General features: G+C 70.3%; 23 protein-coding genes. 7 read left to right on the forward strand and 16 right to left on the reverse strand.

Features of this window, described 5'->3' with window-relative positions:
- Positions 1-219 precede the first annotated feature (219 nt).
- The 3 genes from WME97_RS35620 to WME97_RS35630 all read right to left on the reverse strand — a co-directional run bounded on the left by WME97_RS35620 (position 220) and on the right by WME97_RS35630 (position 4,562).
- A complete protein-coding gene (locus tag WME97_RS35620; protein WP_437544319.1) occupies positions 220-1,800 on the reverse strand; it encodes a hypothetical protein in 1,581 nt (526 codons plus the stop codon).
- 36 nt (positions 1,801-1,836) lie between these two features.
- Positions 1,837-3,408 (reverse strand): hypothetical protein, encoded by a 1,572-nt coding sequence (locus WME97_RS35625; protein WP_437544320.1) that lies wholly within the window; start codon positions 3,406-3,408, stop codon positions 1,837-1,839.
- 62 nt (positions 3,409-3,470) lie between these two features.
- A complete protein-coding gene (locus tag WME97_RS35630) occupies positions 3,471-4,562 on the reverse strand; it encodes a PEGA domain-containing protein (protein WP_437544322.1) in 1,092 nt (363 codons plus the stop codon).
- Positions 4,563-4,995: 433 nt separating this feature from the next.
- Between WME97_RS35630 and WME97_RS35635 the strand changes: the two genes are divergently transcribed.
- Both WME97_RS35635 and WME97_RS35640 read left to right on the forward strand, forming a co-directional pair.
- Positions 4,996-6,000 (forward strand): RNA polymerase sigma factor, encoded by a 1,005-nt coding sequence (locus WME97_RS35635; protein ID WP_437544324.1) that lies wholly within the window; start codon positions 4,996-4,998, stop codon positions 5,998-6,000.
- A 243-nt stretch (positions 6,001-6,243) separates the two neighbouring features.
- Complete coding sequence (locus WME97_RS35640) at positions 6,244-6,975, forward strand: RNA polymerase sigma factor (protein WP_437544326.1); 732 nt, start codon at positions 6,244-6,246, stop codon at positions 6,973-6,975.
- A 99-nt stretch (positions 6,976-7,074) separates the two neighbouring features.
- Here the strand turns inward: WME97_RS35640 and WME97_RS35645 are convergent, their stop codons facing one another.
- From WME97_RS35645 to WME97_RS35660, 4 genes are all read right to left on the reverse strand, one after another.
- On the reverse strand, positions 7,075-7,866 hold the full coding sequence (locus WME97_RS35645) for a hypothetical protein (RefSeq protein ID WP_437544328.1): 792 nt from the start codon (positions 7,864-7,866) through the stop codon (positions 7,075-7,077).
- A 62-nt stretch (positions 7,867-7,928) separates the two neighbouring features.
- Positions 7,929-9,548, reverse strand: coding sequence for an MYXO-CTERM sorting domain-containing protein (locus tag WME97_RS35650; RefSeq protein ID WP_437544330.1), 1,620 nt, complete (start codon positions 9,546-9,548; stop codon positions 7,929-7,931).
- 112 nt (positions 9,549-9,660) lie between these two features.
- Positions 9,661-10,596 carry a hypothetical protein gene (locus WME97_RS35655; RefSeq protein ID WP_437544331.1) on the reverse strand — a complete coding sequence of 312 codons (936 nt, stop codon included), beginning with the start codon at positions 10,594-10,596 and terminating at the stop codon, positions 9,661-9,663.
- Between the two features lie 228 nt (positions 10,597-10,824).
- Positions 10,825-11,619: a hypothetical protein gene (locus WME97_RS35660; RefSeq protein ID WP_437544333.1), complete on the reverse strand. Its 795-nt coding sequence runs from the start codon at positions 11,617-11,619 to the stop codon at positions 10,825-10,827.
- 724 nt (positions 11,620-12,343) lie between these two features.
- Between WME97_RS35660 and WME97_RS35665 the strand changes: the two genes are divergently transcribed.
- Positions 12,344-13,816 (forward strand): protein kinase domain-containing protein, encoded by a 1,473-nt coding sequence (locus WME97_RS35665; protein WP_437544335.1) that lies wholly within the window; start codon positions 12,344-12,346, stop codon positions 13,814-13,816.
- 159 nt (positions 13,817-13,975) lie between these two features.
- Here WME97_RS35665 and WME97_RS35670 read toward each other — a convergent pair whose 3' ends face one another.
- Positions 13,976-15,355 carry an extracellular catalytic domain type 1 short-chain-length polyhydroxyalkanoate depolymerase gene (locus tag WME97_RS35670; RefSeq protein ID WP_437544337.1) on the reverse strand — a complete coding sequence of 460 codons (1,380 nt, stop codon included), beginning with the start codon at positions 15,353-15,355 and terminating at the stop codon, positions 13,976-13,978.
- A 177-nt stretch (positions 15,356-15,532) separates the two neighbouring features.
- Entirely contained in the window at positions 15,533-16,375 is an 843-nt protein-coding gene (locus WME97_RS35675) for a DUF6597 domain-containing transcriptional factor (RefSeq protein ID WP_437544339.1), read from the reverse strand.
- Positions 16,376-16,446: 71 nt separating this feature from the next.
- On the opposite strand from WME97_RS35675, the gene WME97_RS35680 reads away from it, so the two are divergent.
- Complete coding sequence (locus WME97_RS35680) at positions 16,447-17,121, forward strand: glutathione S-transferase family protein (RefSeq protein WP_437544340.1); 675 nt, start codon at positions 16,447-16,449, stop codon at positions 17,119-17,121.
- A gap of 22 nt (positions 17,122-17,143) precedes the next feature.
- On the opposite strand, the gene WME97_RS35685 is transcribed toward WME97_RS35680, so the two are convergent.
- Together WME97_RS35685 and WME97_RS35690 are read right to left on the reverse strand one after the other, a co-directional pair.
- Entirely contained in the window at positions 17,144-18,031 is an 888-nt protein-coding gene (locus WME97_RS35685; protein WP_437544342.1) for a carbohydrate kinase family protein, read from the reverse strand.
- Entirely contained in the window at positions 18,028-19,017 is a 990-nt protein-coding gene (locus WME97_RS35690) for a pseudouridine-5'-phosphate glycosidase (RefSeq protein ID WP_437555554.1), read from the reverse strand. Before WME97_RS35690 ends, WME97_RS35685 begins: the two co-directional genes overlap by 4 nt.
- A gap of 544 nt (positions 19,018-19,561) precedes the next feature.
- On the opposite strand from WME97_RS35690, the gene WME97_RS35695 reads away from it, so the two are divergent.
- Together WME97_RS35695 and WME97_RS35700 are read left to right on the forward strand one after the other, a co-directional pair.
- Positions 19,562-20,221, forward strand: a complete 660-nt coding sequence (locus tag WME97_RS35695; protein ID WP_437544344.1) for a hypothetical protein — start codon at positions 19,562-19,564, stop codon at positions 20,219-20,221.
- A gap of 65 nt (positions 20,222-20,286) precedes the next feature.
- Positions 20,287-20,979 carry a hypothetical protein gene (locus WME97_RS35700; RefSeq protein ID WP_437544346.1) on the forward strand — a complete coding sequence of 231 codons (693 nt, stop codon included), beginning with the start codon at positions 20,287-20,289 and terminating at the stop codon, positions 20,977-20,979.
- Between the two features lie 260 nt (positions 20,980-21,239).
- Here WME97_RS35700 and WME97_RS35705 read toward each other — a convergent pair whose 3' ends face one another.
- The 5 genes from WME97_RS35705 to WME97_RS35725 form a co-directional block, all read right to left on the reverse strand.
- Positions 21,240-22,046 (reverse strand): ABC transporter permease, encoded by an 807-nt coding sequence (locus tag WME97_RS35705; RefSeq protein ID WP_437544348.1) that lies wholly within the window; start codon positions 22,044-22,046, stop codon positions 21,240-21,242.
- Positions 22,047-22,077: 31 nt separating this feature from the next.
- Positions 22,078-22,914 carry an ABC transporter permease gene (locus WME97_RS35710; protein ID WP_437544350.1) on the reverse strand — a complete coding sequence of 279 codons (837 nt, stop codon included), beginning with the start codon at positions 22,912-22,914 and terminating at the stop codon, positions 22,078-22,080.
- Positions 22,911-23,909, reverse strand: coding sequence for an ABC transporter ATP-binding protein (locus WME97_RS35715; protein WP_437544352.1), 999 nt, complete (start codon positions 23,907-23,909; stop codon positions 22,911-22,913). Before WME97_RS35715 ends, WME97_RS35710 begins: the two co-directional genes overlap by 4 nt.
- Positions 23,910-24,012: 103 nt before the next feature.
- Positions 24,013-24,471 (reverse strand): hypothetical protein, encoded by a 459-nt coding sequence (locus WME97_RS35720; RefSeq protein ID WP_437544353.1) that lies wholly within the window; start codon positions 24,469-24,471, stop codon positions 24,013-24,015.
- Complete coding sequence (locus WME97_RS35725) at positions 24,468-24,599, reverse strand: hypothetical protein (protein WP_437544355.1); 132 nt, start codon at positions 24,597-24,599, stop codon at positions 24,468-24,470. The genes WME97_RS35720 and WME97_RS35725 overlap by 4 nt, the downstream gene beginning before the upstream one ends.
- Positions 24,600-24,768: 169 nt before the next feature.
- Between WME97_RS35725 and WME97_RS35730 the strand changes: the two genes are divergently transcribed.
- Positions 24,769-25,752, forward strand: a complete 984-nt coding sequence (locus tag WME97_RS35730; RefSeq protein ID WP_437544357.1) for a phosphotransferase family protein — start codon at positions 24,769-24,771, stop codon at positions 25,750-25,752.
- The last annotated feature ends 32 nt before the right edge of the window (positions 25,753-25,784 follow it).

A 25,784-nucleotide genomic window follows, 5' to 3' on the forward strand; every position in this document is an offset into this window, starting at 1 on the left:
GTACAGTTGCAGAAGCGCCGAGCATGAGGATCTCACCAGGCGGCCAGCCAGTACACTTCCCCCAACTTTCCGCAGAAATCGCGGCACTACGTTGAATGCGTCGCCGCTATTTGCAACCGTAGTACTAAGTCGCGCACAAATAGCTCAAACCCAAGTCGCTCGTCCTATCCTGCTCCCGACCGGTCAGGGGAACCGGTCGCGGCGCTCCCGCGCGCGAACCTACCGCGAGAAGCGCATCATCTCGGCGGCGAAGCCGTCGCTGCCTCGGTTCGCCTTGTCGCGCGTCTCGTCGAGCACATCCGCGATGCCGCCCAAACCCTCCGGGCCGATCTCGAACGTGACGCGATCCAGGGTGAGTTGCTCGTCATCGGCATACGCGATGCCAATCGAGGGCCCGCCGGAGCCCCCGCCGCCGTAGCCGCCCATGCCACCCCAGCCGCCGTAGCCTCCTCGGCAGGCGTGTTCGCCGCCCATGGGCGGATCCAGCCCCGGCGGGCCTCCTTGCACGCCCTGCCCGCCGAACTGGCCTCGGCCCCCTCGACCTCCGCCGCCGCCCGGACCCGTGATGACGCGCGTTTCCCGCAGGGTCAGCTTGCTGCCCGCGTGGGCGAGGATCGCGATGCTCGCGCCACCCGCAGCGCCGCCGTAGCCGCCCTTGCCGCCGCAACCGCCGCCGCCGCCCGAGCCTCCCGAGGCGCCGCCCAGCGCCGCGTTGCCGCAGGCGCTCCGGCCCCCCGGCGCGCCGCCGCCCCCTCCGCCCCCCTGGCCAGGCACTCCCGTGCCGCCCTGGCGGCCGGGCACGCCTTCCCATCCGGCCTCGGTGAGGCGTCCACCGTGGCCGGCTGCGCCGGGCTCGCCCGGCGCGCCGTCTGCCCCACGGCGGCCGTCCTCACACCGGGCGCCGTTCTTTGCGCCCGCGCCGCCCAGGCCTACGTCGCTAGAGTTCGAGGCCGTCAGCGGCTTGCCATCCTCGGCATCACCACCGCGGTCCGGGGTCCCGTCGCCCCCTTTGCCGCCCGTCGACACCATGTCGCCGCACACGGTCGTCACGGCGGGCGCACCGGCCACAGTCGCTGCCGAGCAAGCGTCCCTGCCGATCGCTCCGATCTCCCCGTATGCTGGCTGCGGATCGACGTACACCGCATCCTCGCCGTGCTTTCCTCCCCCGCCCCTGTCGGCCTTGATGACGCTCCGAAGCACCTCCACGACCGCGCCCGGCTCAAGCCTCATCGCGATGGAGGAGCGATCCGGCTGCAATCTGCGCTGGTGGTCCACTTGCATGTCCACGATCGTCGATACGCCGTCGGTGACCCCCTCGCCGTCGTCCTGCGCTGCCACCACGGTGATCGGGGCCCCCCCCTCGTCTCCTGAATAGAGGATCGCCGGCTGGTTGGCCGGCCCTTCCGTGTAGTGTCTCCATCTCGACCAGCAAGCGAACCCGCCCCACAGATCGATGCCGGAGTGCAACGTGAGGCCCTCAGCGTAAGAGTCGGTGCAGGCGAACACCCGCCCGCGAGCACGCGGGGCGAGCGCGACCGCAAGGGCGAGCGTCTTCACCGGTTTCTCCATCGTACCGGGATTACTGTCGTCTCCAAACGACCGGCTCGCGAACACCCCGCACCCGGCCTGCACGCGCAGCGCGGCGAGCCCCTCGATACACTCCTCCTCCGAGGGCGCGGCCGCAGGCTCCGGATCGCAGGCGCCCCGCTCCGCGCACGGTGGGGTGAACGGCTCCGTCCCGCACCCCAGGGCGGCTGGAGAGGACAGCAGCACGATCCATGCAGCGGCTGTGATCTTCATGATCCTCTCTCCCTGATCATTCCCGTGAAAACGACCTCATTGGGGCGGCACAATCAGCTCGGGGAACTTCCAGAGGACGGCCGTCTGGCCGTTTTCCCCTTTGGCGTTGTCGTCGTTCGGATCGCCTCCAACTCCCCCGGCACCAGGGGCTCCCCAAGTCCAGTTGGCGCTCGCCGTGAGGTGAACGCTGCTGTCCACGAACGCGATGGTGACGGAAACGCCTCCGAGCCCCCCGCCGCCATGGCCGCCTTTGCCTCCGGTGCCACCCGGCCCCCCCTCGCATGCATAGTAGGCCGAGGACACGATACCTCCACGGGGGCCCTCTACCCCGCCCCGGCCACCGTCTTGCCCCCTCCCTCCGTTGCCGCCGCGACCCCCATCGCCGGTGATGATGTCGGTCTTGTCCACCATGACGTGAGCATGCAAGGCGATGATCCCGAAGCTACCACCTCCATAACCGCCGCCTTGGCCACCGCGCCCCCCGCAGCCTCCACCCCCGCCCGAGCCACCGGACGGTCCGCCTTGCGGATCCACAGGGCGGCACTGTCCGTTCGTTCCGACGCCGCCCCCGCCGCCACCTCCCTGGCCGATCCTCCCGTTCTGGCCGTCTTGTCCCGAGAAACCCTGCCAGCCGCGCGCGCTGATGGTTCCGTACTTGAGCGGCTCCTCCACCCCCTTCCCGGCGCCGATCCCGTTCGCGCCGGGCCCTCCATTGTCGCCCCACTCGCCGGGCGTACAGCCCATTGGCCCGCCCTTTCCCCCCTTACCGTTGTGCATCGCGCCAGCCCATGGTGCCGGTGCGCCTGGCTCACCGTCGCCGCCCGCGGCGACGTCGCCGTCGCCGCCCGCGCCGCCGCTCGAACTCGTCCCGTCCTCGCACACGGTCATCGCCGGCGGAGCGCCCTCGGTCCAGTCCGCCATGCACCCGGGCGCGCCCGGATGGCCAGGTGCCCCATCCGGCGCCCGCCACGGTGCGTCCGGGGGAGCGCCATCGTCCCCATCCGCCCCATCGGCCCCGTTCCCCACCAGGATCTCGCTCGACACCACGTCCACCGCGGCGCCCTCCCGCACGATCATCCCGATGGCCGACCCGCTCGGCCGCGTCGCGTCCGCCGCCACGAGCCGCACGCCGAACACAGCCGACGTCATGCTCGCCTCTCGCGCCTCCACGACGAGCGGCACCCGCTCCGGCGCCGGCGCGATCTCGGTCAAGCGGTCCTTGCCGCCCCAGGTCCACGCCGCCGTGGCGCAGTCCCGGCCGCCCCATAGCTCGACGCCCGACGGCAGCGTGACCGCCTCCTCGAAGTCCTCCGCGCACGCGTACACCCGCCGCGTCCCCCCGGGCTCCGACGCCTTCTCCACCGCGCGCCGCAGCGTCCTGACGGGCGCTTCCCTTGTCCCGTCGCTCGCGTCGTCCCCGCGCCGCGCGACGAACACCCCGCACCCGTCCTTCGCCGGGCTCGTCGCGGGATCGCCGTCACACGGCGACGCCGGCAGCGCCGGCGGCGTCTCGCCGGGGAGCGGCTGGCACGTGAACGTCCTCGCGCAGTCCTCGGCATAATAACACCCGGCGCCCCCCGCGGCGCTCGCGCCGCCGAGCGCGATCATCGCGATCGAACGCAGCCTTCCTCGACCTCGCCCCCCGCGCATCCCCATCGCCCCTTTGCAGCTCACCACATGCCCTGAAGGACGAACCCGGCCTGCGTTCCCGTCGTGCTCGGCACCACCTGGACGCGCCGGCGGACCGGCGTCTCGTCGAGGATCCACTTCTCTGCAAGGAAGGAGCCCGCCGTCGCGATCCCGAACACCGCCCCAGTCGCCAGCGCCACGTTGCCGAGCGTGGCGAACAGATCCCGCTCCGCAACGTCGTCGCGGATCTCCACGCACGCCGAGGGCGCGTTCGGCCACCAGCATGTCGTCGGCGTCCAGCCTTGCCGGCGGAGCACCACCTCGCGCTCGGCGGCATCGTCATCGATCACATGGGCCCGCAGCAGGAACACCGTGCCGGCCGCCAGCGCGGCCGTCGCCAGCGCCGCGCCCCCGATCCGCAGCTCCGTCAGGGGAAGCGCCTGCCGCGCCGCCGGAGGTGGCGACGGCGCTGCCGGCCGCGCCGGGCCGGCGCCGGCCGTCACCGCCGCGGCGCGCTCCGGCGCGCGAGGCAGCTTCAGGGTCAGCGAGCTGGCCTTGCCCGCCTGCCCGTCGAACGCGCCCACCGCCTCGCTGTGGCCATCCAGCCGCGCCCGCACGGTGTGCTGCCCCGGCTCCAGGAACAGCTCGTACGTCGGCGCCCGGCGACCCAGCGCTTTGCCGTCGACGAGGACCTCGGCGTCCGGTGGACTCACACCCAGGTAGAGCGTCACCACCCGGCTCTCGGCCTTCATCAATCCTTCTTCGGCGCGCTCCGCCAGCGGGCTGCGGAGCACGCCGCGGTGTCTCAAGCTCTGCGCCAGGTGGTCTGCCGCGTCTCGATAGCTGCCCAGCGCCAGCTCGCACAGGCCGAGCTCCGCGGCGATCTCGGCGCGCGCCGCGTCGGTCGTCCACGCTGCGTCGGCCGCCTTCAGCGCCGCCTCGTACGCCGCCTCGGCCTCGGCCCATCGCCTGGCATCGCGCGCCTGCCGAGCACGGCGCAGCAGATCCTCCGCGGTCGACCTCTCATGCGGCCCCGCAAGCCCATGGGGATCCTGCGCGCTCGCCACGCCCTCCAGCGCCACGACGACGCCGAGAACGACGCACGGCAGGACGGAGAGGAGCGCATGGCGCACGCTGCCCCGGAATACTCCTGTGCGCGGGCCCATGTCAACGCGCAGGGACCCGCGAGCGCCGAGCCTCCTCGTATCTCGGCCTCGTGGTCCAGTGAGCTCACGATGGTCAGAAATCGTCCGCAAGCCGCCGGATGCATGAGAATTTCAGCAATGATGATACAATGCACGGCTCCGCTCCGGAGGGCCTTTGAGGACGGAACGAGCACCGCCCCCACGACGGCCGCTGGGCACGCGTTGAGATCCGCAGCCGGCAAAGGAGGAAACCTCACCGAGCCGCTCGGTCCTCTCTTCGGGCTCGCCTACCGTAGAGCCAGTCGCCGCGCTCCTTGCGAGGACTCGGTCGATTTTTTCGATTTTTTGACCGTCGAGCCGGGCTCGGATCGTCTGCTGAACCGTGGACCGACCAACGCCGACCTGCCCTGTACCCGCGCGCGTGAGATCGCTCATCAGCTACGTTAGCGTGCCCGAGAGGGACCGCGACGACGTCGCGCAAGACGCGATGGTGCGGCTCTGGGAGCGGCGGGAGCAGGCCCGATCGGCCAGGAACCCGAGCGCGTGGTGCGACAGCGTCGTCCTGAACACGGCCCGCGATCACCGGCGAGCGTCGCGCAGGCGCGAGGAGGCGCTCACGGGCCTCGACGAGGCGGCGCTCTGTGATGAGCGAGAGAGCCCCGAGGATCACGCCATCGCTCGCCAGGAGGCGGAGCTGGTGCGGCAGTTCATCGAGGAGATCGGCGAGCGGCGCCGCGAGGTGTTCATCGCGTGCGAGCTCCTGGAGCGGCCGATCGCCGACGTCGCTCGAGAGCAGGAGATCCCGCTGGAAACGGCACGAAGTCGGCTGCGCCGGGCCTGGGAGGAGTTCGAAGAGGCGGCGGCCCGCTGGGAAGCGAGGCAACGACGCCGCGGCGCTCGCCGGCTGCGCGCCGCGCTGTTCCCGCCCTGGCTCCTGGAGCGGTGCTCCTTTCGGCGAGGTCGTCCCGCGCGCTGGATAGCGCGAGGCTTCGCCATCGCCTGTGCGGCGGCGCTCGGTGTGCTGGCCGTGGGCCCGATGGAGCCCGTCGCGCCTCTCCGCCCCTGCATGGCCACCCTGCTCTCCAGGAGGACGAACGAGCCGGCAACCGGACAGGCCGCGCGGGCCCCCGCCGAGCCGGCGCGCGCGAGCGGTGCGCTGGGCGGGGCGGCGATGGCCCCTCCGGCGCTGGATGGGGCGATGGCGGCCCCTGCCGTCACCACCGTGCCGACAGCCTGGCCAGCGGCGCAGCGCCCGAGGATCAGCTCCCGCGAGCAGGAATTGATCGCCCGCGCACGGACGGCCATGGCGGCCGGTGATGTCGTGTCGCTCGTCGAGGCGCGACGCCTGCTGGAGGAGCACGGGCGGCGATTCCCGCGCGGTCGCCTGGCGGGTGAACGCGAGGCGCACCTGGCCGGGCTCAGGTGATGACGGCGCCATAGGCATCCCTGCGCACACGGCGTGCACCTTCGTCACGGAGGCGGCGCTGGACCACCGTGGTTCGCGGCCTCCGTCGCAGGGGATTGAGCGCCTCCTCTGCGGGCGTCGCGCGCCGAGCGACGCCCGCAGAGGAGCGATCGTGTCCGCGCGCGGACGAGCGTTCGCGCGGAGCATTCACGTTTCACCTGGAGGCGAGTCATGGAGCTTCTGGCGCCGCCCTCGCGAGGGGTGATGACGCATTCCATCAGAACACACGTCTTCTCCGAGGAGTCCGCTCCTCCGGCACGGCACAACAGGACGGCTCGTTCGAGCGCATCCGGCGCGCCTCGCGCCGCGCAGCGGACGGCGGCGCAGCCGGGACCTCGGAAGAACGAGGTGAAGCCTGCCGCGAGCCCGTCCCGGGCTCATGCGTTCCAATGCCTCTTTCAAGCAGAGACGATTCGGCGCGTTCGCCGGTGGCTCGCGCGGCTCCGTGTGCCCGAGCGCGATCGGCACGACCTGAGCCAGGACGTCTTCCTGGCGGCTGTCATGAGCTTCGGCAACTATGACCCCTCGCGCGGCCCGATCGCGCGGTGGCTGAACGGCCTCGCGGTGAACCTGGCTGCGCGTTACCACGCGAAGGCTCCTCGGCGGAACGAGGTCATCATGGATCCCATGGAGCTGAGCGAGGGCGGCGGGAGCGCGACTGCCATCGAGCTCCTGCTCGCAGCGGAGCGGCGGCGCCTGATGAGATCACTCCTCCGGGAGCTGCCGTTCGAGCTGCGTTCGGTGCTGGTCCAGCGCGACCTCCACGAGATCCCCATGAGAGACATCGCCGAGGCGAGAGCGATGCCCCTCAGCACGGCGTACAAGCGGCGCACGCGAGCGCTCCGGGGCGCGCAGGAAGCGCTCGCGAGGCGCCTCGCTGCGGAGGAGGAGCGCACAACGAAGCCCCGGACTCACGCGCGACCGGGGGCATGGTGAAGCATGCGAGAGGAAGAGCAGCCTCGCGAAACCGGACCCGATCACGGGCAGGCAGCCCGGCAGCCTCGCGACCGGATCCGGTCGCCGGCAAGCAGCTGGCTACAGGCACGTGTTGTCGACGACCACGCCGGTCTCCTGGAAGCGCAGGGTCCCCGGCTCCCCGTCGAGCGTGACGGTGATATCCATGTCGATGATGCACGGGATGCCGGTGTTCGGCTCAGCCTCCCACGACATCGTCCCGGTGGCCCCGGTCACGGCATACGTGCGCTCGTCGTCGGGCGGCATGCCCGGCCCGGTGCAATCGTCCATCTGATCGGTGAGCGCCACGTCCAGCACGCCCCAGAAGTCCTCCAGCTCGACCCCGGCATAGAGCGGATCGCTGTCGGCGAACGCCGCGATCGAGATCGCCAGACATCGATCTTCTCCCAGGTCGGCGTGGTGCACGTAGACACGGTCGTGATCGGCGATCACGTAATCTGCGCTTGCGCAAACCGTATCCCTCGACGCGTTCACCCCGGCCGCGTGCGCCATGCACTCATTGCAATAGGTGCGCTGATCGCACCCGCAGACCCCCTGACATTCGTCCGGACATTCCCCGACCCTCGGCCTCGACGTGCATTCGCCCTGCGCCTCTGCGGAGCACGTCGTGTCGGGCGTCGCGCAGTACTCCGTCTCGCCGCAGGTCGCTCCCGCGCTCCCTCCGCAGGCGACCGGCGCAGCGCCTCCGCTTCCGCCTCCGCCGTCGCCGGTCGCACCGCCGCCAGCGCTGCTGCTCGTGCTGCCGCCCGCGCCGCCCATGCCGCCCGCTCCGATCGGGGACACGTTTTCATCATCGCCGCAGGCGGCGAGGAGCAGTCCGCACAGCACGGAGCCAAGGAGTTCACGTCTCATGAACGGACTATGCCATGACCGCTCGCCGGAGAGGAGCGGCCACGGCGCTGTCATCGCCCTGCCTATCCCCGAGTCGCCTGGCCCTCCGCGGAGGCGCTGCCGCGCCGCCGCCGGCGGAGCGCGCCGGCCAGCGCCAGCGCGATGGCCGCGAGCGGCGCTCCGAGCGAGCCGTGCGCGCCGGCCACGGTGCAGCCGCAGCCGCTGTCCGCGCCGGAGCCGCCCGCGGCGGCCCCGCCCGAGCCGCCGCCGCCCGAGCCGCCGCCGGCAGCGTTGCTGCTGCCAGCCGTGGCTCCGCTGCCGGCCGGATCGGTGAGGCCGCCGCCCGCGCCGGAGTCCAGGCCCGCGCCCGTCGAGCCGCCGGTCCCGCTGGCCGCTGTCGGGCTCGTGTCCTCCACGCAGGCGCCGCCGGCGCAGATCTGCCCGCTCGGGCACACCGCCCCAGCGCACGCGTCCACGCAGGCGCCCGCGTCGCAGCGCTGGCCAGGCGGGCACTCGACGCCAACGCAGGCCGACTCTCTGCAAAGCCCGCTCGCCTCCTCGCACGCGAGCCCGCTCGGGCACGGCGTGCACGGGCACTCCGGCTTGCACACGCCGCCGTCGCAGACCGTGCCCTCCTCGCAGGTCACGGTGCTGCACGGGTCGACGCACACCCCGACCCGGCACACCGTCGGGGAAGGGCACTGCACTCCATCACAAGGCGCGCGGCACTGCCCGCCGACGCACACCTCGCCCGCGTCGCAGGCGACCTCGGCGCAGGCCGGCTCGACACAGAACCCCGCGGCATTACATGCCTTGTCCGAGGGGCACACGAACTCGCCCCTGCCGCACGCCTGCACGCACACGCCCCGGTCGCAGACGTGCTCCGGCGGGCAGAGGTCGCCTTCGTCGGCGGTACCGTTGCAATCGTTGTCGAGCCCGTCGCAGGTCTCCTGCGACGACGGCACGAGCCCCTGGCAGGTGAGCCCATCCGCCGCGCACTGGGTCACCCCTGGCGCGCACACGCCGGGCAGCCCGGTGTCGCACGGCTCGCCGCCGCCGGTGCAGGTGAGGCCGCTGAAGAAGTAGACATAATCGTTGTAGTCGCCATCGTTGTTGAAGTCGCCAGGCTTCGGGCCGACGTTGCCATCCTCGAACGCGACGTAGAACGCGTTCGGCGTCACCGTCGAAGCATAGATGACGGCGGTGACCCAGGGCCCGGGCGTGGCGCAGCCCGTGCACACCTGATTCCAGCGCTGCTCGGAGTAGTGGGTCTGCGCGCCGATGAGGGCGAAGCCGATCTGCCCGCCCGCATAGGCTGGATTGCTCCGGATATCCGCGGCGGTGATGACGGTGCCGACCGAGGAGCCGGCGGGGACGATCTCGTGGATGTCGCCGATCGCCGGCGGCGCCGTGGCAGCGGGGTCGACGTTGTACCAGCCGACCCCGAGGCGAGAGCCTGTCTGCCGGAGCACCAGCTCCGCCGTGAAGCCGCAGAGCGGCGAGAACGTGGACGGCTCGGTGTTCCCATCGGCCTGGTAATCGAGCGCCTCCTCCCGGTTGGCGAACAGGGTGTAGAGCTGGACCTCGTTGTTCATCGAGTCCTGCGGCATGACGCTGCCGTTCGGCTGCGTGACCAGCGCGCTCGCGGGGAGCGACGAGAGGCCGATAAAGAGCGCTCCCGAAACGCTCAAAGCGTATTTCATCACCTGGTGATACAGAGACGCGCGCCCCAGCGTCAACGGAAACATTCCGTGACAGCAGACAGGCGAAATGTCGGACGCCCGCCTACAACACCGCTCCGGCCGGCCCGGGCGCTCAGGCGACGCTGCGCGCGGGCCCGGACGCGGGCGCGGCGCCGTAGGTGGCGCGATAGCGCTCGTACCGATCGAGGAGCTCGCCCGTGGTCTTGGGCATCGGCACGCGCGCGCGCGTGATGTACGAGATCACGTTCTTGCCACGGACGATCAGCTCGACGCCCCGGGCCGCCTGCTCCCGCTCGTGAGGCGAGGCGTCCGCGCCGAGCAGCGGCTGGAAGCCGGCGAGCTTCTCCGCCGACACGACGAACGACGTCCAGACCTCGAAGATGTCGTCGTCGGTGCGCAGCGTCTCGCACTTGATCTTGGCCGCGTGCGCGAACTCGCGGGCCAGGCGGTCCAGCCCGGCGAACATCGGCGAGCCCGCGAAGGTGGCGATCATCGCGTCGCGAATGCCGTCGATCGCCCTCATGCTCTGGGCGATCTTGACATACCGGCTGTTGTAGAACGCCTCGATCGGGAACGAGAACGCCTTGAAGGGCTCGCCCCAGAGCTCGTCGAGCCCCTCCTCGCCGCTGCGGTGGAGCACCATCTTCCCGAGCGTCAGCGCCTCGAGGAGGTGCTCTCCGCACTCGCGCATCAGGGCATTGTCGGGCTCGATCGTGACCCCGAGCTCCTGGATCTCGACGAGCTTGGTGAAGATATCCGTCGCTCGATTGAAGATCGCGCCCGCGAGCATGGCGCCCTTGACGCGCTTCCGCTGCGGATCGGTCTCCGACTCGAAGGCGAGCCGCGCCTCGTCCAGCCGTTTCCCTGGGACGTTGATGCCGTGCTCGACGTGGTTGAACAGGCGCCGCGTCAGCGCCTCGATGAGGCGCTTCTTCGCGAGCAGCGTGTCGGCCGGCGCCTCGTAGGCCTTGATCCAGTAACCGTAGTAGTAGACCCGCAGCTGGCCGTCGATGATCTGCTTCTTCCCGAGCGGTATCGCGCTTTCCATGGCCCGCCTCCGATCGGCTGCCAGGCGGCGCCCCTGCGCGCGAGGCGCGCGGGGGAGCATGCCCGTGCGAAAGCCGAGTAGCATGGGCGCAAGGCGGCCCGCAAGACGTGAGCGACGCGATCCGGCGGAGTTCTCCGCCGGAAACCGGGACTTAACCGACAGGAAAGACAGCGGCTCGCGGCGTCGCCGCGGCCGAGCGCCGGCCCGCGCGCCCGCCGACCTCGGGGGCTACTGCGCGCACCCCTCGAGCTCGGCCATCATGCGCCAGAACGCCATGGCCTTGTTCTCGCAGGCGCCCTGGGTCGTGTGGGTGTGCTCGTATTCCGCGTTGCCGGACGTCTCCACGTCGTAACGCGGGTGCTGCATCGGGATCTCGACGCCGTCCACCGTGATGGTGTGCCGCTCGCCGTCCGCGTGGACGTCGAGGTCCTCGAAGTCATAGAGGATCTTCCCATGCTCCCGGCAGAAATCGCGGATCTGCTGGTTGCGCTCCGTGCGGTTCACGCCGTTGTACTCCTCGTCACCGGGCCCCGTCATGTAGATGAAGGTCACCTCCGGGAACTCCTGCCCGAGCGCGTCGAGCACGTCGAGGTACCGCTGCACGTCCTCCTCGGTCTGCTCGGAGATCTCCGAGGACCACGCCCACATCGAGTACCGGATCTCCGGGTGCTCTCCGAGGATGGTGCGCACGTCGTCGATCCCGGCCTCGGTCGCCCAGTACTGGTCGCCCGGGATGAGGTCGGTGTCGATCATCCCGTCCCACATCAGGAAGGCGCCTTCCTGCTGCGGGACGTCGCAATACTCCGTCTCGAAGGCGTAAGTAGGGGTCTTCGCCTCGATGCTCTCGGCGCCGACGATGATCTGGAAGCCGTGCGAGCGGTGGGCGTAGTGGAAGACGAAGTCCCCCGACTTGAGCGCCTCGGTGCAGCTCGCCGGGATACCGTCCAGGCTCGCGTGGCGGTGGTCGAAGGTCCGCGCGTTCGCGGGATCGGGATTGGGATCGCCGCCGGACGCCGTCGTCACCCCGCCGCTCGAAGCCGACGCCGACGTCGACGCGCCGCCCGACCCGCTGGTCGCCCCGCCGCCCGACCCCGCCGTGGTCGCCCCGCCGCCCGACCCGCTGGTCGCCCCGCCGCCCGTTCCAGTCTGGTCTGCCGGGCTGTCGTCTTCTCCACAGGCCAGCGCGCCGAGAGCGAGGGAGAGACCAGCAGCGATGATAGTTGAATTGCGAAATGATTTGTTCATTGCAGTGTGGATTCTAGACGGAGGCAAGGGGATCGCAATAGCTCTCGCGGGCGGTCTCGTGCTGCCGCGCGGGGGTTCGGAGGTCGGGGTGTCGTTGTCTTCTCTCGCGGCGCCGGCGCCGGCGCGGGCTCCGGCGGACCGCCGCAGAGGCCCGGCGTGCTGCGCTGCGCAAGCAAGGCCCCCGGCGCTCCGCTCACGAACGCGCGCCGACGTTGCGCGCGCAGCGTCCGCGCTCGCCGTCGTCCCGAGCGCATCCCCCTCGCCGAACACCGCCGTTGTCAGGAACGTCACGCACCGGCGGCGCTCTCGACGCCCGCGTCGGACCCGGACCTGCCACGGCGATCCGGGGAGCCATCTCGTGGCCGTGTCGAGCCGGAGGCGCCCGGAACGTGGCGCACAGAAGGATAATCCATCTGACATCTCCCGCCTCGTCGTGGCCGGCGCCTTTCCTATCCTGTACGCTCCCCTCGCCTCCCTCGGCTATCAGGAGGAAGCCATCACCATGCAGTTCGCTCCGGATTCCGTCGTAGGTGGGAAGTATCGTCTCGAACGACCTCTCTCGCACGGCGGGATGGGCTCGGTGTGGGTGGCACGACACGTCAACTTGGGCTCTCTCGTCGCGGTCAAGTTCATGGACCCGACCTATGCTGCGTCGTCGACGTTCCTCGCTCGCTTCGAGCGTGAAGCGAGGATCGCCGCGAGCCTTCAGAGCCCGCACGTCGTCTACGTTCAGGACTTCGGCGTCGACGACGACACTCCGTACCTCGTGATGGAGCTGCTTCAGGGCGAGGACCTGGGCACGCGCCTCTTGCGCGTCGGCCGGCTCTCTCTCGTGGACGCCACCCTGATCCTTGTGCAGGCCGGCAAGGCCATCCGTCGCGCGCACGACGCCGGCCTCGTCCATCGCGATCTCAAGCCTGCCAACCTGTTCCTCGTGCGCGTGGAGGGAGAGCAGGACGAGGTCGTCAAGATCCTCGACTTCGGCATCGTCAAGGACACCGGCGCAGCGCTGACGGAAGAGGTGACCCGCACCGGGGAGCTGCTCGGCTCGCCCCACTACATGAGCCCGGAGCAGGTCCGGGGCGAAAAGGACATCGACCAGCGCAGCGATCTCTGGTCGCTCGGGGTCATCCTCTTCTATGGCGTCACCGGCGAGCTGCCCTTTCAGGGGGCCCAGCTCGGCGCGGTGATCGCCAACATCCTGGTCGGTCAGGTGCCCAGCGCGTCCCTGATCGCGCCCGACCTGCCGCCGGAGATCGATGCCTTCTTCGCGCGGGCGCTGGCCCGCGAGCGGGCGGAGCGCTTCCAGTCGGTCGGAGAGATGATGGGCGAGCTCCGCCGTGTCGCGGGCATGGCGTCGCCATCGATTCCGGATCTGCAATCCCCGTGCTCCGGCGTGCCGAGCACGGCTCGGCCGAGGCTCAGCGGGACGATAGCGCTCGACGTCGCCAAGCTCGACGAGCCAGCGGCCGCGCCCCGCTCGGCGAGGCCTGGCACCCTGACCGGCGCCGGATCGACGGCGCAGGAGGCCCGACTTCAGAGGCCTCAGCGCGCGAGGCTGGCGATCGGCATCGCGATGGCGATGCTCGTCGGCGCCAGCGTCACCATCGTGCTGCGTCGGGGCGGCTCGAGCGCCGGGGGCGAGGCGGGCGCGAAGGTCGCCTCGGCCGGCGCGCCGGCGTCGGAGGAGGTCGCCACCAGCGCGTCGGCAGAGGTCGAGCGCTCCTCGGAGCCGCTGGAGAGCGTGACGCCCGCGGCGCCCTTTGCAGAGGCGACGGGCTCTGCAGCGGACGCCGCCGGCGAGACCGCGGCGCCACCGGCGCCCTCGACGTCCGCCACGGCAGCACGGCCACCGTCGAGCGCCACGCCCAGGACACCGCACACGGGTGTCCCCGCTCCTTCCAGGAGGCCGCCGAACCCGCCGACGACCGCGCCGGGGCACGACCGCGCGCCCATTCCGGAGGTGCCCTTCTAGCGCGGAGACCCCTTGTTGGCGTTTTCAGGAGAAGAAAAATTGAACAGGGAGGCGGGGAGACGGGGAGAGTGATGGGATTTCGCTCCCCGTCTCCCCGACTCCCTGTGAATCCTCTCGAAAAAGCCGAGGGGTTGCGTCAGCTCACCGACAAGACACGTGTCAGCTCCGGGCGTTTCGCTGCCGGCGACGGAGCGTCAACAGCGCAAGGCCCATGGCGACGACCGCTGCGTACGAGCTCTTCGGCTTGGCATCGCCGGCGATGACGGCGCACCCGCCCGTTTCACCCGATTCATCTTCAGAATCTGAGCCCGCGCCGGTGGTGGCGCTGTCCGCAGCGCCGCTCGTGCCGCTCGTGCCGCTCGCGCCGCTCGTGCTGCTCGGGTCGCTGCCGCCCGTCGTGGTGACCTCGCCGCCGCCGGCGGGCTGCCCGCCAGAGCCGACGGTCACGCCCTCACCGGTGCTTCCGCCGTCCCCCGAGGCGCCGCCGCTCCCCGCAGCAGGCCCGGCGCCGCCGACGTTCTGATCACCCCCGGAGCCGTCGCCCGAGCCACCCGTGCCGCCGCTTCCGGCAGCCTCGGAACAGTCGGTCTCAGGATCGGCGCCACCGGCCTTGTCGAGACCGAAGAACGCGAGGATGGCGTCGGCCTCGTACGGCATGGAGTGCGCGCCGTTTCTCCCTGACCATGCCTCGAACACCGTCTGGCCACACTCGTTCTTCCAGAACTGGCGGTCATAGGTGGTCCCGCCCGACGTGATCATGTCGGTCGAGGTCGGGGTCTCGCTCAGCTCGAGGACGTTCGTCCATTCCTTGATCGCCTCGGCCTGGTTCTTGTAGTTGATCGTCGCGTCCGCCGTGCCGTGGAAGATCTGGAGGCGCGGGCGATGCCCCGTGTACCCAGGAAACATCCCGCGGACCTGGTCTCCCCATTGCTGCGCCGATTTGCTCGTCCTGCCCCCCGCGCAGTTGTTGCTCCATTGCTGGCCCCCGTCGAAGCCGTCCGCCCAGCACCCGGCCGCCACCCCCGCCCTCGCCGCGCCGGCCCGGAAGATGTCCGGGTACACCGCCAGCATGGCCTGCGTCATCATCGCTCCGGACGAGCCGCCCATCACGTAGACGCGCTTCGGGTCGCCTTTGTACTTCTCGAGCGTGTACTTCACCATCTGAGCGACGGCCTGCGTGTCGCCGCCGCCGTCGTGGGTCAGCGATTTCGTCGTGCCCACGTCCCAGCAGTTCCGGCCGGTGGCCTCCGGAAGGATGATGATGAAGCCGTTCTTGTCGGCGCCCGCTTTGACACCCGAGATGCTGTTGAAGAACGAGCTCACCGGCGTGCTGCACGAGTGGCAGCCCACCACGATGGGCGGATTCTCGGCCAGCTTGTCGGGGACATAGATGTTCATGTTGACGTAGCTCGGGACGCCGTTCGCTCCCCACGTCGTCCGGCTCACCGCCTGCACCGACGCCGCGTACACCGGCATGGCCGCGAACAGTCCCAGAGAGAACGACGCGACCACGAAAACGCGATTCTGAAATCGACGCATATTCGATTACCTCTAAAGCTGACGTCGCCGACGATGGCGCGCGATCGGCGCGCGGATGCTATCGACACAGGAGCTTGGGTGCAAGCCGCTTTGGGTTCTTCCAGCCCGCGAAAATTGAACCAAGACCTTGCGCATCATGGCGCCTTCTCGCGCTGTGAATGGCCGTAAACCCGGAGCTCACCCCTTCACGCCGGGCGGGCCGCCTTTCGACCTCGCTGCCGCGCACCGCTCTGCATAGACGGCCGGTGTGAAGCCGACCTGGGCCTTGAATTCCCGGATCAGGTGCGCTTGATCATGATACCCGAGCTCTTGCGCGAGCGCCGCCCACGCGACGGACGCGCCCGTGGCCACGCGCTCCGCGGCCTCCTGCACGCGTGACCGCCGGATGATCCACTTGGGCCCGACGCCGATGTACCGCTCGAACGCGCGGTGCAGCGTGCGCACCGAGACGCCCGCGATCCGGGCGAGATCCTCGGCGCGGTGGATGTCGCGGTCTTTCTGCGCGCGGACGGCGAGCGCCATCGCCTCGTCGAGCCCGGCGTCCTCCGGGCCCTTGCGCGCGCGCAGGAGCTCCTCCACGGCGCGGATCGCGACGGCGTCGTCCGGCTGGTCGAGCGCGGCGCGCTCGAGCGGCCCGGCCGCGCCGCCGAAGATCTCGGCGAGGGGGACGACGCTGTCGACCAGCCGGCGCATGGGGAGGGGCGCGAACGGGAAGAAGCCGCCTGGCTTGAACTTCGTCGCGATGACGCGCCCCGTGCCCTCGAGCCGGACGACCTCGCGGCGGGTTCCGATGCCGTGCACCGCCGAGCCCGGCGCCTCGATGGCCAGGTTGACGCAGGGGTGCGGCAAGAGCTCCTGCTCGAACGGCGCGGTGAGCGACCAGCGGACGACCCAGTGCCAGTCGACGAGCCTGGCCAGGTCCGGCGCGGGCGCGTGGCGGTGCAGCTCGAAGCGCTGGAGACCCGCGGCCGGGTTCAGGATGCCGCGGGTGGGGTCCTCGGGGGTGATGCTCGGGCTCATGATCGCGCGTGGCGCTGTTTTACAATACCGCGCCTGGCCCGGGCAGTAGCGTCCGCCCCGGAGGCAGCAACATGGCTGATTTGACCACGACCCCGAGGGGCAACCTCGTCCTGTTCCATTCACCGAACTCGCGCTCGGTGGGCACGCGCATCCTGCTCGAGGAGCTGGGCGCGCCCCACGAGCTCCGCGTGCTGAACATGAAGGCCGGCGAGCAACGGAAGGCCCCTTACCTCGCCGTGAACCCGCTCGGGAAGGTGCCCGCGATCCTGCACGACGGCGCGCTCGTCACCGAGCAGGTCGCGATCGTCATTTACCTCGCCGATCTGTTCCCGGAGGCCGGCCTGACCCCGGCCATCGGGGATCCGCTGCGCGGGCCGTACCTCCGGTGGATCGCGTACTACGGGTCGTGCTTCGAGCCGGCCGTCGTCGATCGGGCGATGAAGCGCGATCCGGCCCCGGCCGCGACGTCTCCGTACGGAGATTTCGATACGATGTTCGGCGTGGTGGCGGAGGCGCTCCGGAAGGGGCCGTACCTGCTCGACGATCGATTCTCGGCGGCCGACGTCCTCTGGGGCAAGGCGCTGGAGTGGATGGTGCAGTTCAAGCTCGTGCCCGAGCTGCCGGAGGTGACGGACTACGTCGCGCGGGTGTGCAGCCGGCCGGCGTTCGCGCGGATCGCGGCGAAGGACGCAGAGCTCGCCGCGGCGCACGAGGCCGCGGCCGCAGCGGAGGCGCGGGCGAGCTGATCGCCGCCCGGCACGCCGTCTACTACGGCTGCCCACCCAGCTGCTTCACCGCCCTCGATCCCGCCTCGATCCCGCGCCGCAGGCACTCCGCCTCGCGCGCGCCCTGGAGCTCCGCGGTGATGAACCCGGCCGCGAACGCATCGCCGGCCCCGGTCGTGTCCACCACCTCGACCCAAGGCGCCGGCTCGTCGAGGCGCACGCCCTGCCGTCCGCCCACCGCCGCGCCCCGCGCGCCACGCTTGATGATCACCCGCTCGAAACAGGCGCCCAGCGCGATCATCTGCGCTGTGAGGTCACCCGTGCCCGAGAGCGCCTCAGCCTCGTCGGCGTTGGCGAGCAGCGTCGACATCCCTCGTGTCCACTCAAGGAAGCTCCCGACCCCCACCTCCCGCAGAAAGCCCACGGAAGCGGCGTCGAGGGCGATCGGGACGCCGCGGCGCCGCGCCTCTTCGGCGAGCCGCAGCACGGCCCGCCGAGGCCCTTCGGCAAAGAGCGAGTACCCCGAGAGGAGCACCAGCCGCGTCTCGTCCAGGAGCCCCACCGGCATGTCCGAAGGCTCGAGCGCGAGGTTCGCCCCACGGTCGGTAAGGAAGCTCCGCTCCCCGTCGGCGTCGACGAGGATGACCAGCACGCCCGACGGACTCTGCGGGTCGGCCGCGAGGATCGGGTCGACATGGAAGCCCTTGAAATAGGCTTCGAGATGCGGCTTGTCCCTGGCTCCGACCCGGGCGACGAACGACACCTTCGCTCCCATCGAGCCGAGCCACACCGCCTGGTTGGCCCCGGAGCCTCCGGGGCGGCTCTCGATCTTGGCGCGCCGGTCCGAGCCGCGCACCAGCGGCCCCTCGGGGCGGACGATCACGTCCGTCATCACGTCGCCCACCACGAGCACGCGGCCGGCCTCGCTCATGCCTTCGACTTCGACTTCGACTTCGACTTCGACTTCGACTTCGACTTCGACTTCGACTTCGACTTGGGCCTGGCCCCGAGCTCGCTCATGGCCACCGCGATCTCCGCCGCCACCGCCGCGTTGTTCTCGACCAGCGCGATGTTCGCGATGAGGCTCTTGCCCTCGGTGAGCTCGAAGATGCGCTTCAAGAGGAACGGCGTCAGGTCCTTCCGGCTCACCCCCTCTGCCTCGGCGCACCGGATCGCCTCCTCGATCCGCGCCTCGATCGCCCTGGCGTCCATCGCATGGCTCTCGGGGATCGGGTTGGCCACAAGGACCCCGCCCATGCCGAGCTCGAACTGCAGCGCGATGACCCTGGCCGCCTGCTCGGCGCTCTCGATCCTGTGGTCCACCTTCTGCCCGCTCTGCCGCGCCCAGAAGGCCGGGAAATCCTCGGTCTTATAGCCCAGGACCGGCACGCCATGCGTCTCCAGCGTCTCCAGCGTCTTGGGAATGTCGAGGATCGATTTGGCCCCGGCGCAGACCACCGCCACCTGCGTCTGACTCAGCTCCTCGAGGTCGGCGGAGATGTCGAAGGTCGCCTCCGCCCCGCGATGCACGCCGCCGATGCCCCCGGTGGCGAAGACCCGGATACCGGCCCAGGCCGCCGCCATCATCGTGGTCGCCACGGTCGTCCCGGCCAGCCCGCCAAGGACCAGGAGCGCCGCCACGTCGCGCCGCGAGGCCTTGGCCGCCTTGCCGCCCCCCCTGGCCAGCCGCTCGAGATCTTCCCCCTTCACCCCCACCCTGAGCTTGCCGTCCATGATGGCGATCGTCGCCGGCACGGCGCCGTTCCGGCGGACTACCGCCTCCACGCGCTGCACCATCTCGAGGTTCTGCGGATACGGCATGCCGTGCGTGATGATGGTCGACTCCAGCGCGACCACCGGCCGGCCGTCGACGAGCGCTTTCCTGACCTCGGGTGAGATGGAGAGATAGTCCTTGATCGACACGCGGAGATCCTTGGGCGGCGAGGGTTTGGCGGCTATAGAGGCACCGGGCACGAGCGTCAAGCGGCCGCGACTTTGGGCACCGCGATCTCGTATCCATTGGCGTTTTCATTTCTGTTCCGTCCCGTCACCCTCTGTGCCCTGTTTCTGGCTGCGCCGGCGCCAGGCCGGAAGAATCTCTTCAGAGGACAGGGCGTCCAAACGGCTTCGGCAATCAAGGTTTTCGTGGCCGCCGATGGCAGTGGACAGGATGCCCCCATGCGATCCGGCCGCCTCGAAACAGCGACGCTATATCGACAACTTGTCTATGCATCGAAAGGGCGCCTCCACGCCACAGCGCGCGCGCCGATGTGCCGGGAACCGTGACATGTCACGCCGAGAACCGTGACATGTCACGCCGAGAACCGTGACATGTCACACAAGATCGGGCCGCATGTCGCGCCAGGAGTCTCATGACTGGCGTGCGGGCCGCGGCTTACAGGAAATTCTGGCGATTCCCGAGTGTGGCACGTGACATGCAATCGCGCCCGGACGAGCGAACATGAAGCGCATGCGCAACGACGCGGAGCAGCGTCGCGTAGGCGCCGAGCCTTGCTGGATCGACAAATCCGCGAGCCGAAACTGCCTCGCAGAGCGCAATAGCCATGAGCGCGTCGCACTGGAGCATAGATGCCAAACGTTCGGGGAAGCCGATCGTTGGTCAACCTTGGGAAAGTGGAACGGACACATGAAGAAGCTCGCAACGTTTACAATCCTCCCCGCACTGGGTCTTCTATTGAGCTCGGGCGACGTGTCGGCTGGAGCGACAATGAACGCCGCCGCGTGCCACCTGGTCCACGGCATCGATGTGTCGCGCGCGACCAACGCCCTCATGAACCTGTCGAGCAATTCGATGACCGTCCATTGCGCGATCCCGGTAGACCATCAGCTCGGAGGAACGGTGACTTTTCGGGTCCGCATGTTCGACAACAACGACGCGAACGGCGCGAACGCGATGTGCATCGGATACGCACACGACCAGGACGGCAACGAACTCGGCGAGACTCCAGTCATCGAGTCAGGGACCGGGACCTTCACCGGGACCGTGTCAAAAACCGGCACAATGACCGTTTCGCCGCAGAGCGCTTCACACATCTACGGCGTCAGCTGCTTGATTCCAGGAGGTGGATCGTCTGGCCTCCAGACCGTGCGCGTCTACTAGATCGATTCGAACAGGCCGATCTGAATCATGTAGATCATGAACTCGGGGCGTCCATGCGGGGACCAGTGATTGAACGACGATCGCACTGGCTGTTCATCCTGCTAGCCGGCGTTGCAGCGCTGGTCGGCGCATACGTTCTGGGGCGCATGTCAACCCCCTCGGCGATCGAGCGCGAGGGCGGATTGATTTCGGCGGACGGTCGGCGACCCGCAGCCCTGGAACGCGGAGCGCATCGTCCGCGAGCCGTGACATTGAAGGCCGCCATCCGCTCGCAGCATGGCTCGGCGGGCGAGGAGGCGGTCGAACCCCTCGACTCCGGCCGGCTTCGCACCAGCGATGAGCCGGACGGCGAAGAGCTCGACAGCACAGACGTGCGCAGGCCGCTCGAGCCCGAGGAAGAGGAGCGTTCGGTGCGCGAGGCGCGAATCGCGTTCTGGGACAAGTTGAGCGCGCGAGTCGACGCCGAGCCGCCTGACCCAGCATGGCGTCGTGAGACAGAGCCGGTGATCACGCGGGTGATTCCCGAGCAGCTGGGTCCACAGGTCAGCGTCCACGATGTCGCCTGTGCTTCCAGCCTTTGTCGCGCGAAGCTGACCCACCCCGAATGGCCACGCATTCCCAACGACAAGTTCCTCCAGTTTTCCTTGAACCGCGGATCGCTGGGACCGATGGAGATCCAGCTGGACACGCGGGAGAAGGGCGCCACCGTTCTGTATTTTTTGCGCAGAGAGCATGCGCCCGCAGCACGCGAGCTGTGATATTCGCTCGGGCTGCAAGGGGCGAGCGTCCCGTGACGGCCCGACCATCGCCGTGGGTCGGCCCCTTGCGGATCGAGCCGGCGTCGTCGTTCGAAGGCAGCGCCAAGGGCGCACGTGCCAACTCAGCGTGAGGAACGATCCCAGATTTTCTGTAAGACGCCATAAGACGCCATAAGGTGCCAAGATATTTTGTTATTCTTATGGCGTCTGATGGCGTGTCATGGCGTCTAATTTCTCGCTTGAACAACGTGATCGGTATTCTACGACCCGGTGGACTGGTACCGCCGCTCCCCGAACCGCCAGATGCGCAGCGACACGAGCAGGAACGCCACTCCCACGAGCGGCGACGCCCAGCGCGCCGCCTCGGGCAGCGCGGGGACCGTGGGGCGATCGAGCAGCGCGCCCGCGGGGATGTAGCTCACGAACGCGAGCGGCACGACGAACGTGAAGAAGCGCCGGAACCAGTCGCGGTACAGGGTCAGCGGGTACTGCGCCGCCTCCGTGCCGCCATAGGTCAACGCGTTCATGATCTCCAGCGACTCGACCGTCCAGAAGCACAGCGTGGCCTGGAGCACGAGGAGCCCGTAAAACACGCAGGCCCCGCCGACGATCGCGCCGGCGAGCAGCGCCAGCCTGGCCGCTGTCCACCCCACGCTCAGCGCGCTGCCGGCCCACAGGAGCATCACGAGGCCGACCGCGAGCCGCCCTGCGCGCAGGAACTGGAACTCCCCGGTGGCGACCTGGAACGCCGTGGAGCGCGGGCGCAGGAGGAGCCGGTCGAAATCGCCCGACCTCACCATCCCGGAGAAGGTGTCGAACCCGCGGCCGAACGACTCGGCGAGCGCGAACGAGACGTTGACGAGTCCAAACAGCAGCGCCACCTCCGCGAAGCGCCACCCTCGGACCGCGCCGAACCGGTCGAACAGCGCCCACGCCCCGAGCAGCTCGATGCCCACCGTGATGAACTGCCCGACAGACCACATCACGAACGACGCGCGATACTGCATCTGCGCCCGCAGCGACGCGGCGGCGAGCCGGAGGTAAAGCCTCGTTGCATCGAGCGACATCTCGTCTGTTCCTCGCCCTCGCCCTCGCCCCTCAGCCGCCCTGCACCACGAGCCGGCGCAGGCCGCGCGCGACCATCGCCCTGCCGAGCGCCACGAACACGGCGGTCCACAGCGCCTGGTGCAGCAGCACGCCGGGGAGCGCCCCCGCGGGCAGGTGCCCGAGGTAGAGCCGGAACGGCGCGTCGACCATGCCGCGGAACGGCAGCGCGTCGAGCCACGGCAGCATCCACGGCGGAAACAGCGGCAGCGGCACGATCATGCCGGAGGCGACGAGCACGAGCGACGGCACGATCCGCGCGATGCCGTCGCCGGACGTCGTCCACAGCATCGTCGACGTCACCGCCGTCGCGAACGCGCCCACGAGCGCCGTCGCGCCGACCATCGCCGCCGCCCACGCGCCCGCGGCGGCCAGCGACGGCGGCAGCCCCATCCCGAGGAGCGGCACCGCGACCGCGAACATGGGGACCGCGCGCAGCAGCGTCGGCGCGACGCGCGCGGCGAGCGCGCGGGCGAGCCAGAGCGCGTGAAGATCGAGCGGGCGCGCCAGCTCGTAGCCCACCGCGCCGGTGCGGATCAGCTCGCGCACCTCGGGGTCGGGGTTGGTCGAGAACGGCAGCAGCTGGAAGAACGCCTGTCCGAGCCACGTGTACGTGATCGCCTGTCCGAGCGCCATCGGCGGCGGCGCGCCCGAGACCGCGTTCCCGTAGAACGCCTCGAGCACCATGACCTTGATGAACCCCCAGAACAGCTGCGTGCCGAACCCGGCCGCGGCCGCGGCGCGGTACTGCAGGAGCGCGCGGCAGCGCGCCCGAAACACGGCGGCACAGGCGGCGAAGTTGGCCGCAAAGCGCTCGAACGGCGCGCTCACGGCGGCGCCCCCGCCTCGCCGCCCTCGCCGTAGAGCCGCGCCACGATCTCGTCGATGGGCGGGTTCTGGACCAGGAGGTCGCGCACCGGGGTGCGGGCCGTGACGCGCCCGACCAGCTCCGCCGTCGAGATCGCGGCGGGGTCGAAGCGCAGCGTCACGCGGGCGCCCTCGCGGCGGATCACCTCGGCGCGCGGCTCGTCGATCTCGGCCGCCGGGTCGGCCAGGTCCACGATGAGCCAGCGCTCCGCGGTGACCTGCGCGCGCAGCGCCTCGAGCGAGCCGTCCGAGAGCACCCGCCCCCCGGCGATGAGGATGACCCGCGAGCAGAGGGCCTCGATGTCGTCCATGTCGTGCGTCGTCAGGATCACCGTGACGCCGCGCTCGCGGTTGAGCCGCTGCACGAAGCGCCGCACCGCGAGCTTCGAGACGGCGTCGAGGCCAATCGTCGGCTCGTCGAGGAAGAGCAGGTCGGGCGCGTGGAGCAGCGCGGCCGCGAGATCGCACCGCATTCGCTGGCCGAGGCTGAGCTGCCGCACCGGCGTGTCGAGCAGCGGCCCGAGATCGAGCATCGCGACGAGCTCGTCGCGCGCGCGGGCGTGCTCGGCCGCGCCGACGCGGTAGATGTCCCGGAGGAGCTCGAACGAGTCGATCACCGGCAGATCCCACAGGAGCTGGGTGCGCTGGCCGAACACGACGCCGAGGCGCCCCACGTGCGCGACGCGCTCGCGCCACGGGACGCGGCCGGCCACCTCGCATCGCCCCGAGTCCGGCACGAGGATGCCCGCCAGGATCTTGACCGTCGTCGACTTGCCGGCGCCGTTCGGCCCGATGTACCCGACGAGCTCGCCCCGATCGAGCGAGAACGAGACGCCCGCGAGCGCGTCGACGGCGCGGTAGCGCGGGCGCACGAGCCCGGCGAGCGCGCCCAGGGCGCCCGGCCGGCGCTCGGCCACCCGGTACGCCTTGCGCAGGTCCTCGACGACGATCAGCGGCATGACGGCGGCCAGGGTCTCACGGGCGGCCCGGGAGCATACTTGACCTCGGCCGAGCGGCCAGCGCCGCGAGCCCCGCGCCGCCTTCGCCGCGCGCTGCCGGCCTTCAATCCCGGATATAGACGCTGAGCCCCTCGAACGAGGCCGAGTTGTCCCTGTCGGCGAGCCTCGCCACGACCCGGATAGCGTCGCTCCCGCCGGCGGGGACCGTCATCGCGCAGCTGCCGTTCAGGTGGGTTGCGCTCGATCCGCACCCGGCCCCGCCTTCCAGCTCGAAGCCGTCGCACTCCATCGTGCCGACCGGCGCGCCTCCGCGGAGCAGGGTCACCTCGATGCGCACGTGGTTTGCGCCGCTGTGCTCGTAGCTCTCGGCGTGCACCGGGAACTCGAGCGCCTTTCCCGCCGGAAACGAGAGCGCCTTCTCGACGGGGGTGTCGAAGCCCGGCAGATCGACCTGACCCGCCGTCGGGCCCAGACAGCTCAACAGCACGCCGACCCCGAGCGCCGCCACGGCGGCGCGCACCCGGTCCCGGTTCGCCGCGGTCCGCAACAGGGGCGCGCTCACCCGCCGGCCTCCTCGAAGACGTCGCGCCCAGAGGAACAGGCGGCGACCGCACCGGGCGCGCCGGGCGCCGAGGAACAGATCGCGACGACCTGCTCGATGGAGGTTTCCGGGGCGTCGGGTATCTGCATGCGGAATGCTCCTTTCAGGCGGACCGGGTGAGTTCGAAGAACTACGTTCCCCGCGGAGCGATTATCCGACGGCTCGGGCCCCGCCACCAGGCCTCCCTGCTCGCGCAGGCGCGCGCCAGCTCCGCGATGGCCGCGCTGGCGCGCGCGGGTTACGGTACCTGCCACCTCGATGCCGCCCGACCCCAGCGCGCCCCCCGGCGATCGATCCCTGTTCCCATCGTTCGACGGCCCCGGCGGCTTCGACCGGATCCGCGCCGACCTCCCGGCCTTTCTCCCGGCGATCCGCGCGTTGTGCGAGCGCCACGGGCTCTCGTCGGGCGGGCTCTCCGCCTTCGCGCACGGGACCAACGTGGTCGTCTCGAACGACGCAGGCCAGATCATCAAGCTGTTCCCGCCCTTCCTCCGGCACCAGTTCGAGGCCGAGCGCCTCTCGCTGGGGCGCTTCCACGGGAACGTCCCCGTGGCCACGCCGGAGCTCCTCTGGCAAGCGGAGCTCGAAGGCTGGCCCTATCTCGTGATCTCGCGCCTCCCGGGGCGCACGCTCGAAGAGGCCTGGCCCGCGATGAGCGGCGCGGAGCGCGCCGAGGCGCTCGCCCGCGTCGGCGAGATCATGAGGGCCGCCCACGCGCTGCCCACCTCTGGACTGGAGAGCATCGATCTCGGCTGGGATGCGTTCCTGGAGCGCCAGCTCGCCGGATGCGAGAGCCGGCACCGGCGAATGGGCTTGCCCGAGCGCCTTGTCTCGCAGATCCCGGCTTACCTCGAGTCTGCCCGCGCTCTGCTGCCGACGTCCGTGGTCCCGGTCCTGCTGACCGGCGAATACACGCCGGAGAACCTCCTCGTGACCCGAGCGGGCGGGAGGTGGAGCGTCACCGGCATGATCGACTTCGCGGACGCGTGCCTCGGGGCACCCGAGTACGATCTCCTGGGCCCGTGCCTCTTCCTGTCGGCCGGCAACGCGGACCTCCAGCGCGCCTTTCTGGGCGCCTGCGGATACGCGCCTGCCGCGCTGGGCCCAGCGCTGAGCCGCAAGCTGATGGCCCTCGCGCTGCTGCACCGGTACAGCAACCTCAGGTTCCAGCTCAGGATCGAAGGCTGGGAGTCCCGCGTCTCCTCGCTCTCCGAGCTGGAACAGACGATCTGGCCGTTCTGAAGCACGATCTACCGGTCACTGCCGGCGAGCGC

The organism is Sorangium sp. So ce367, from assembly GCF_051520455.1.
Classification (GTDB): Bacteria; Myxococcota_A; Polyangia; order Polyangiales; family Polyangiaceae; genus Sorangium; species Sorangium cellulosum_B.

Coding starts and splice junctions, on each gene's coding strand:
- WME97_RS35655 (WP_437544331.1), bottom strand. CDS start 10,596: ATGGAAAGCGCGATACCGCTCGGGAAGAAGCAGATCATCGACGGCCAG.
- WME97_RS35670 (WP_437544337.1), bottom strand. CDS start 15,355: ATGCGTCGATTTCAGAATCGCGTTTTCGTGGTCGCGTCGTTCTCTCTG.
- WME97_RS35650 (WP_437544330.1), bottom strand. CDS start 9,548: ATGAAATACGCTTTGAGCGTTTCGGGAGCGCTCTTTATCGGCCTCTCG.
- WME97_RS35715 (WP_437544352.1), bottom strand. CDS start 23,909: ATGCCGCTGATCGTCGTCGAGGACCTGCGCAAGGCGTACCGGGTGGCC.
- WME97_RS35625 (WP_437544320.1), bottom strand. CDS start 3,408: ATGATCGCGCTCGGCGGCGCGAGCGCCGCGGGGGGCGCCGGGTGTTAT.
- WME97_RS35705 (WP_437544348.1), bottom strand. CDS start 22,046: ATGTCGCTCGATGCAACGAGGCTTTACCTCCGGCTCGCCGCCGCGTCG.
- WME97_RS35645 (WP_437544328.1), bottom strand. CDS start 7,866: ATGAGACGTGAACTCCTTGGCTCCGTGCTGTGCGGACTGCTCCTCGCC.
- WME97_RS35665 (WP_437544335.1), top strand. CDS start 12,344: ATGCAGTTCGCTCCGGATTCCGTCGTAGGTGGGAAGTATCGTCTCGAA.
- WME97_RS35675 (WP_437544339.1), bottom strand. CDS start 16,375: ATGAGCCCGAGCATCACCCCCGAGGACCCCACCCGCGGCATCCTGAAC.
- WME97_RS35695 (WP_437544344.1), top strand. CDS start 19,562: ATGAAGCGCATGCGCAACGACGCGGAGCAGCGTCGCGTAGGCGCCGAG.
- WME97_RS35680 (WP_437544340.1), top strand. CDS start 16,447: ATGGCTGATTTGACCACGACCCCGAGGGGCAACCTCGTCCTGTTCCAT.
- WME97_RS35725 (WP_437544355.1), bottom strand. CDS start 24,599: ATGCAGATACCCGACGCCCCGGAAACCTCCATCGAGCAGGTCGTCGCG.
- WME97_RS35640 (WP_437544326.1), top strand. CDS start 6,244: ATGACGCATTCCATCAGAACACACGTCTTCTCCGAGGAGTCCGCTCCT.
- WME97_RS35685 (WP_437544342.1), bottom strand. CDS start 18,031: ATGAGCGAGGCCGGCCGCGTGCTCGTGGTGGGCGACGTGATGACGGAC.
- WME97_RS35620 (WP_437544319.1), bottom strand. CDS start 1,800: ATGAAGATCACAGCCGCTGCATGGATCGTGCTGCTGTCCTCTCCAGCC.
- WME97_RS35730 (WP_437544357.1), top strand. CDS start 24,769: ATGCCGCCCGACCCCAGCGCGCCCCCCGGCGATCGATCCCTGTTCCCA.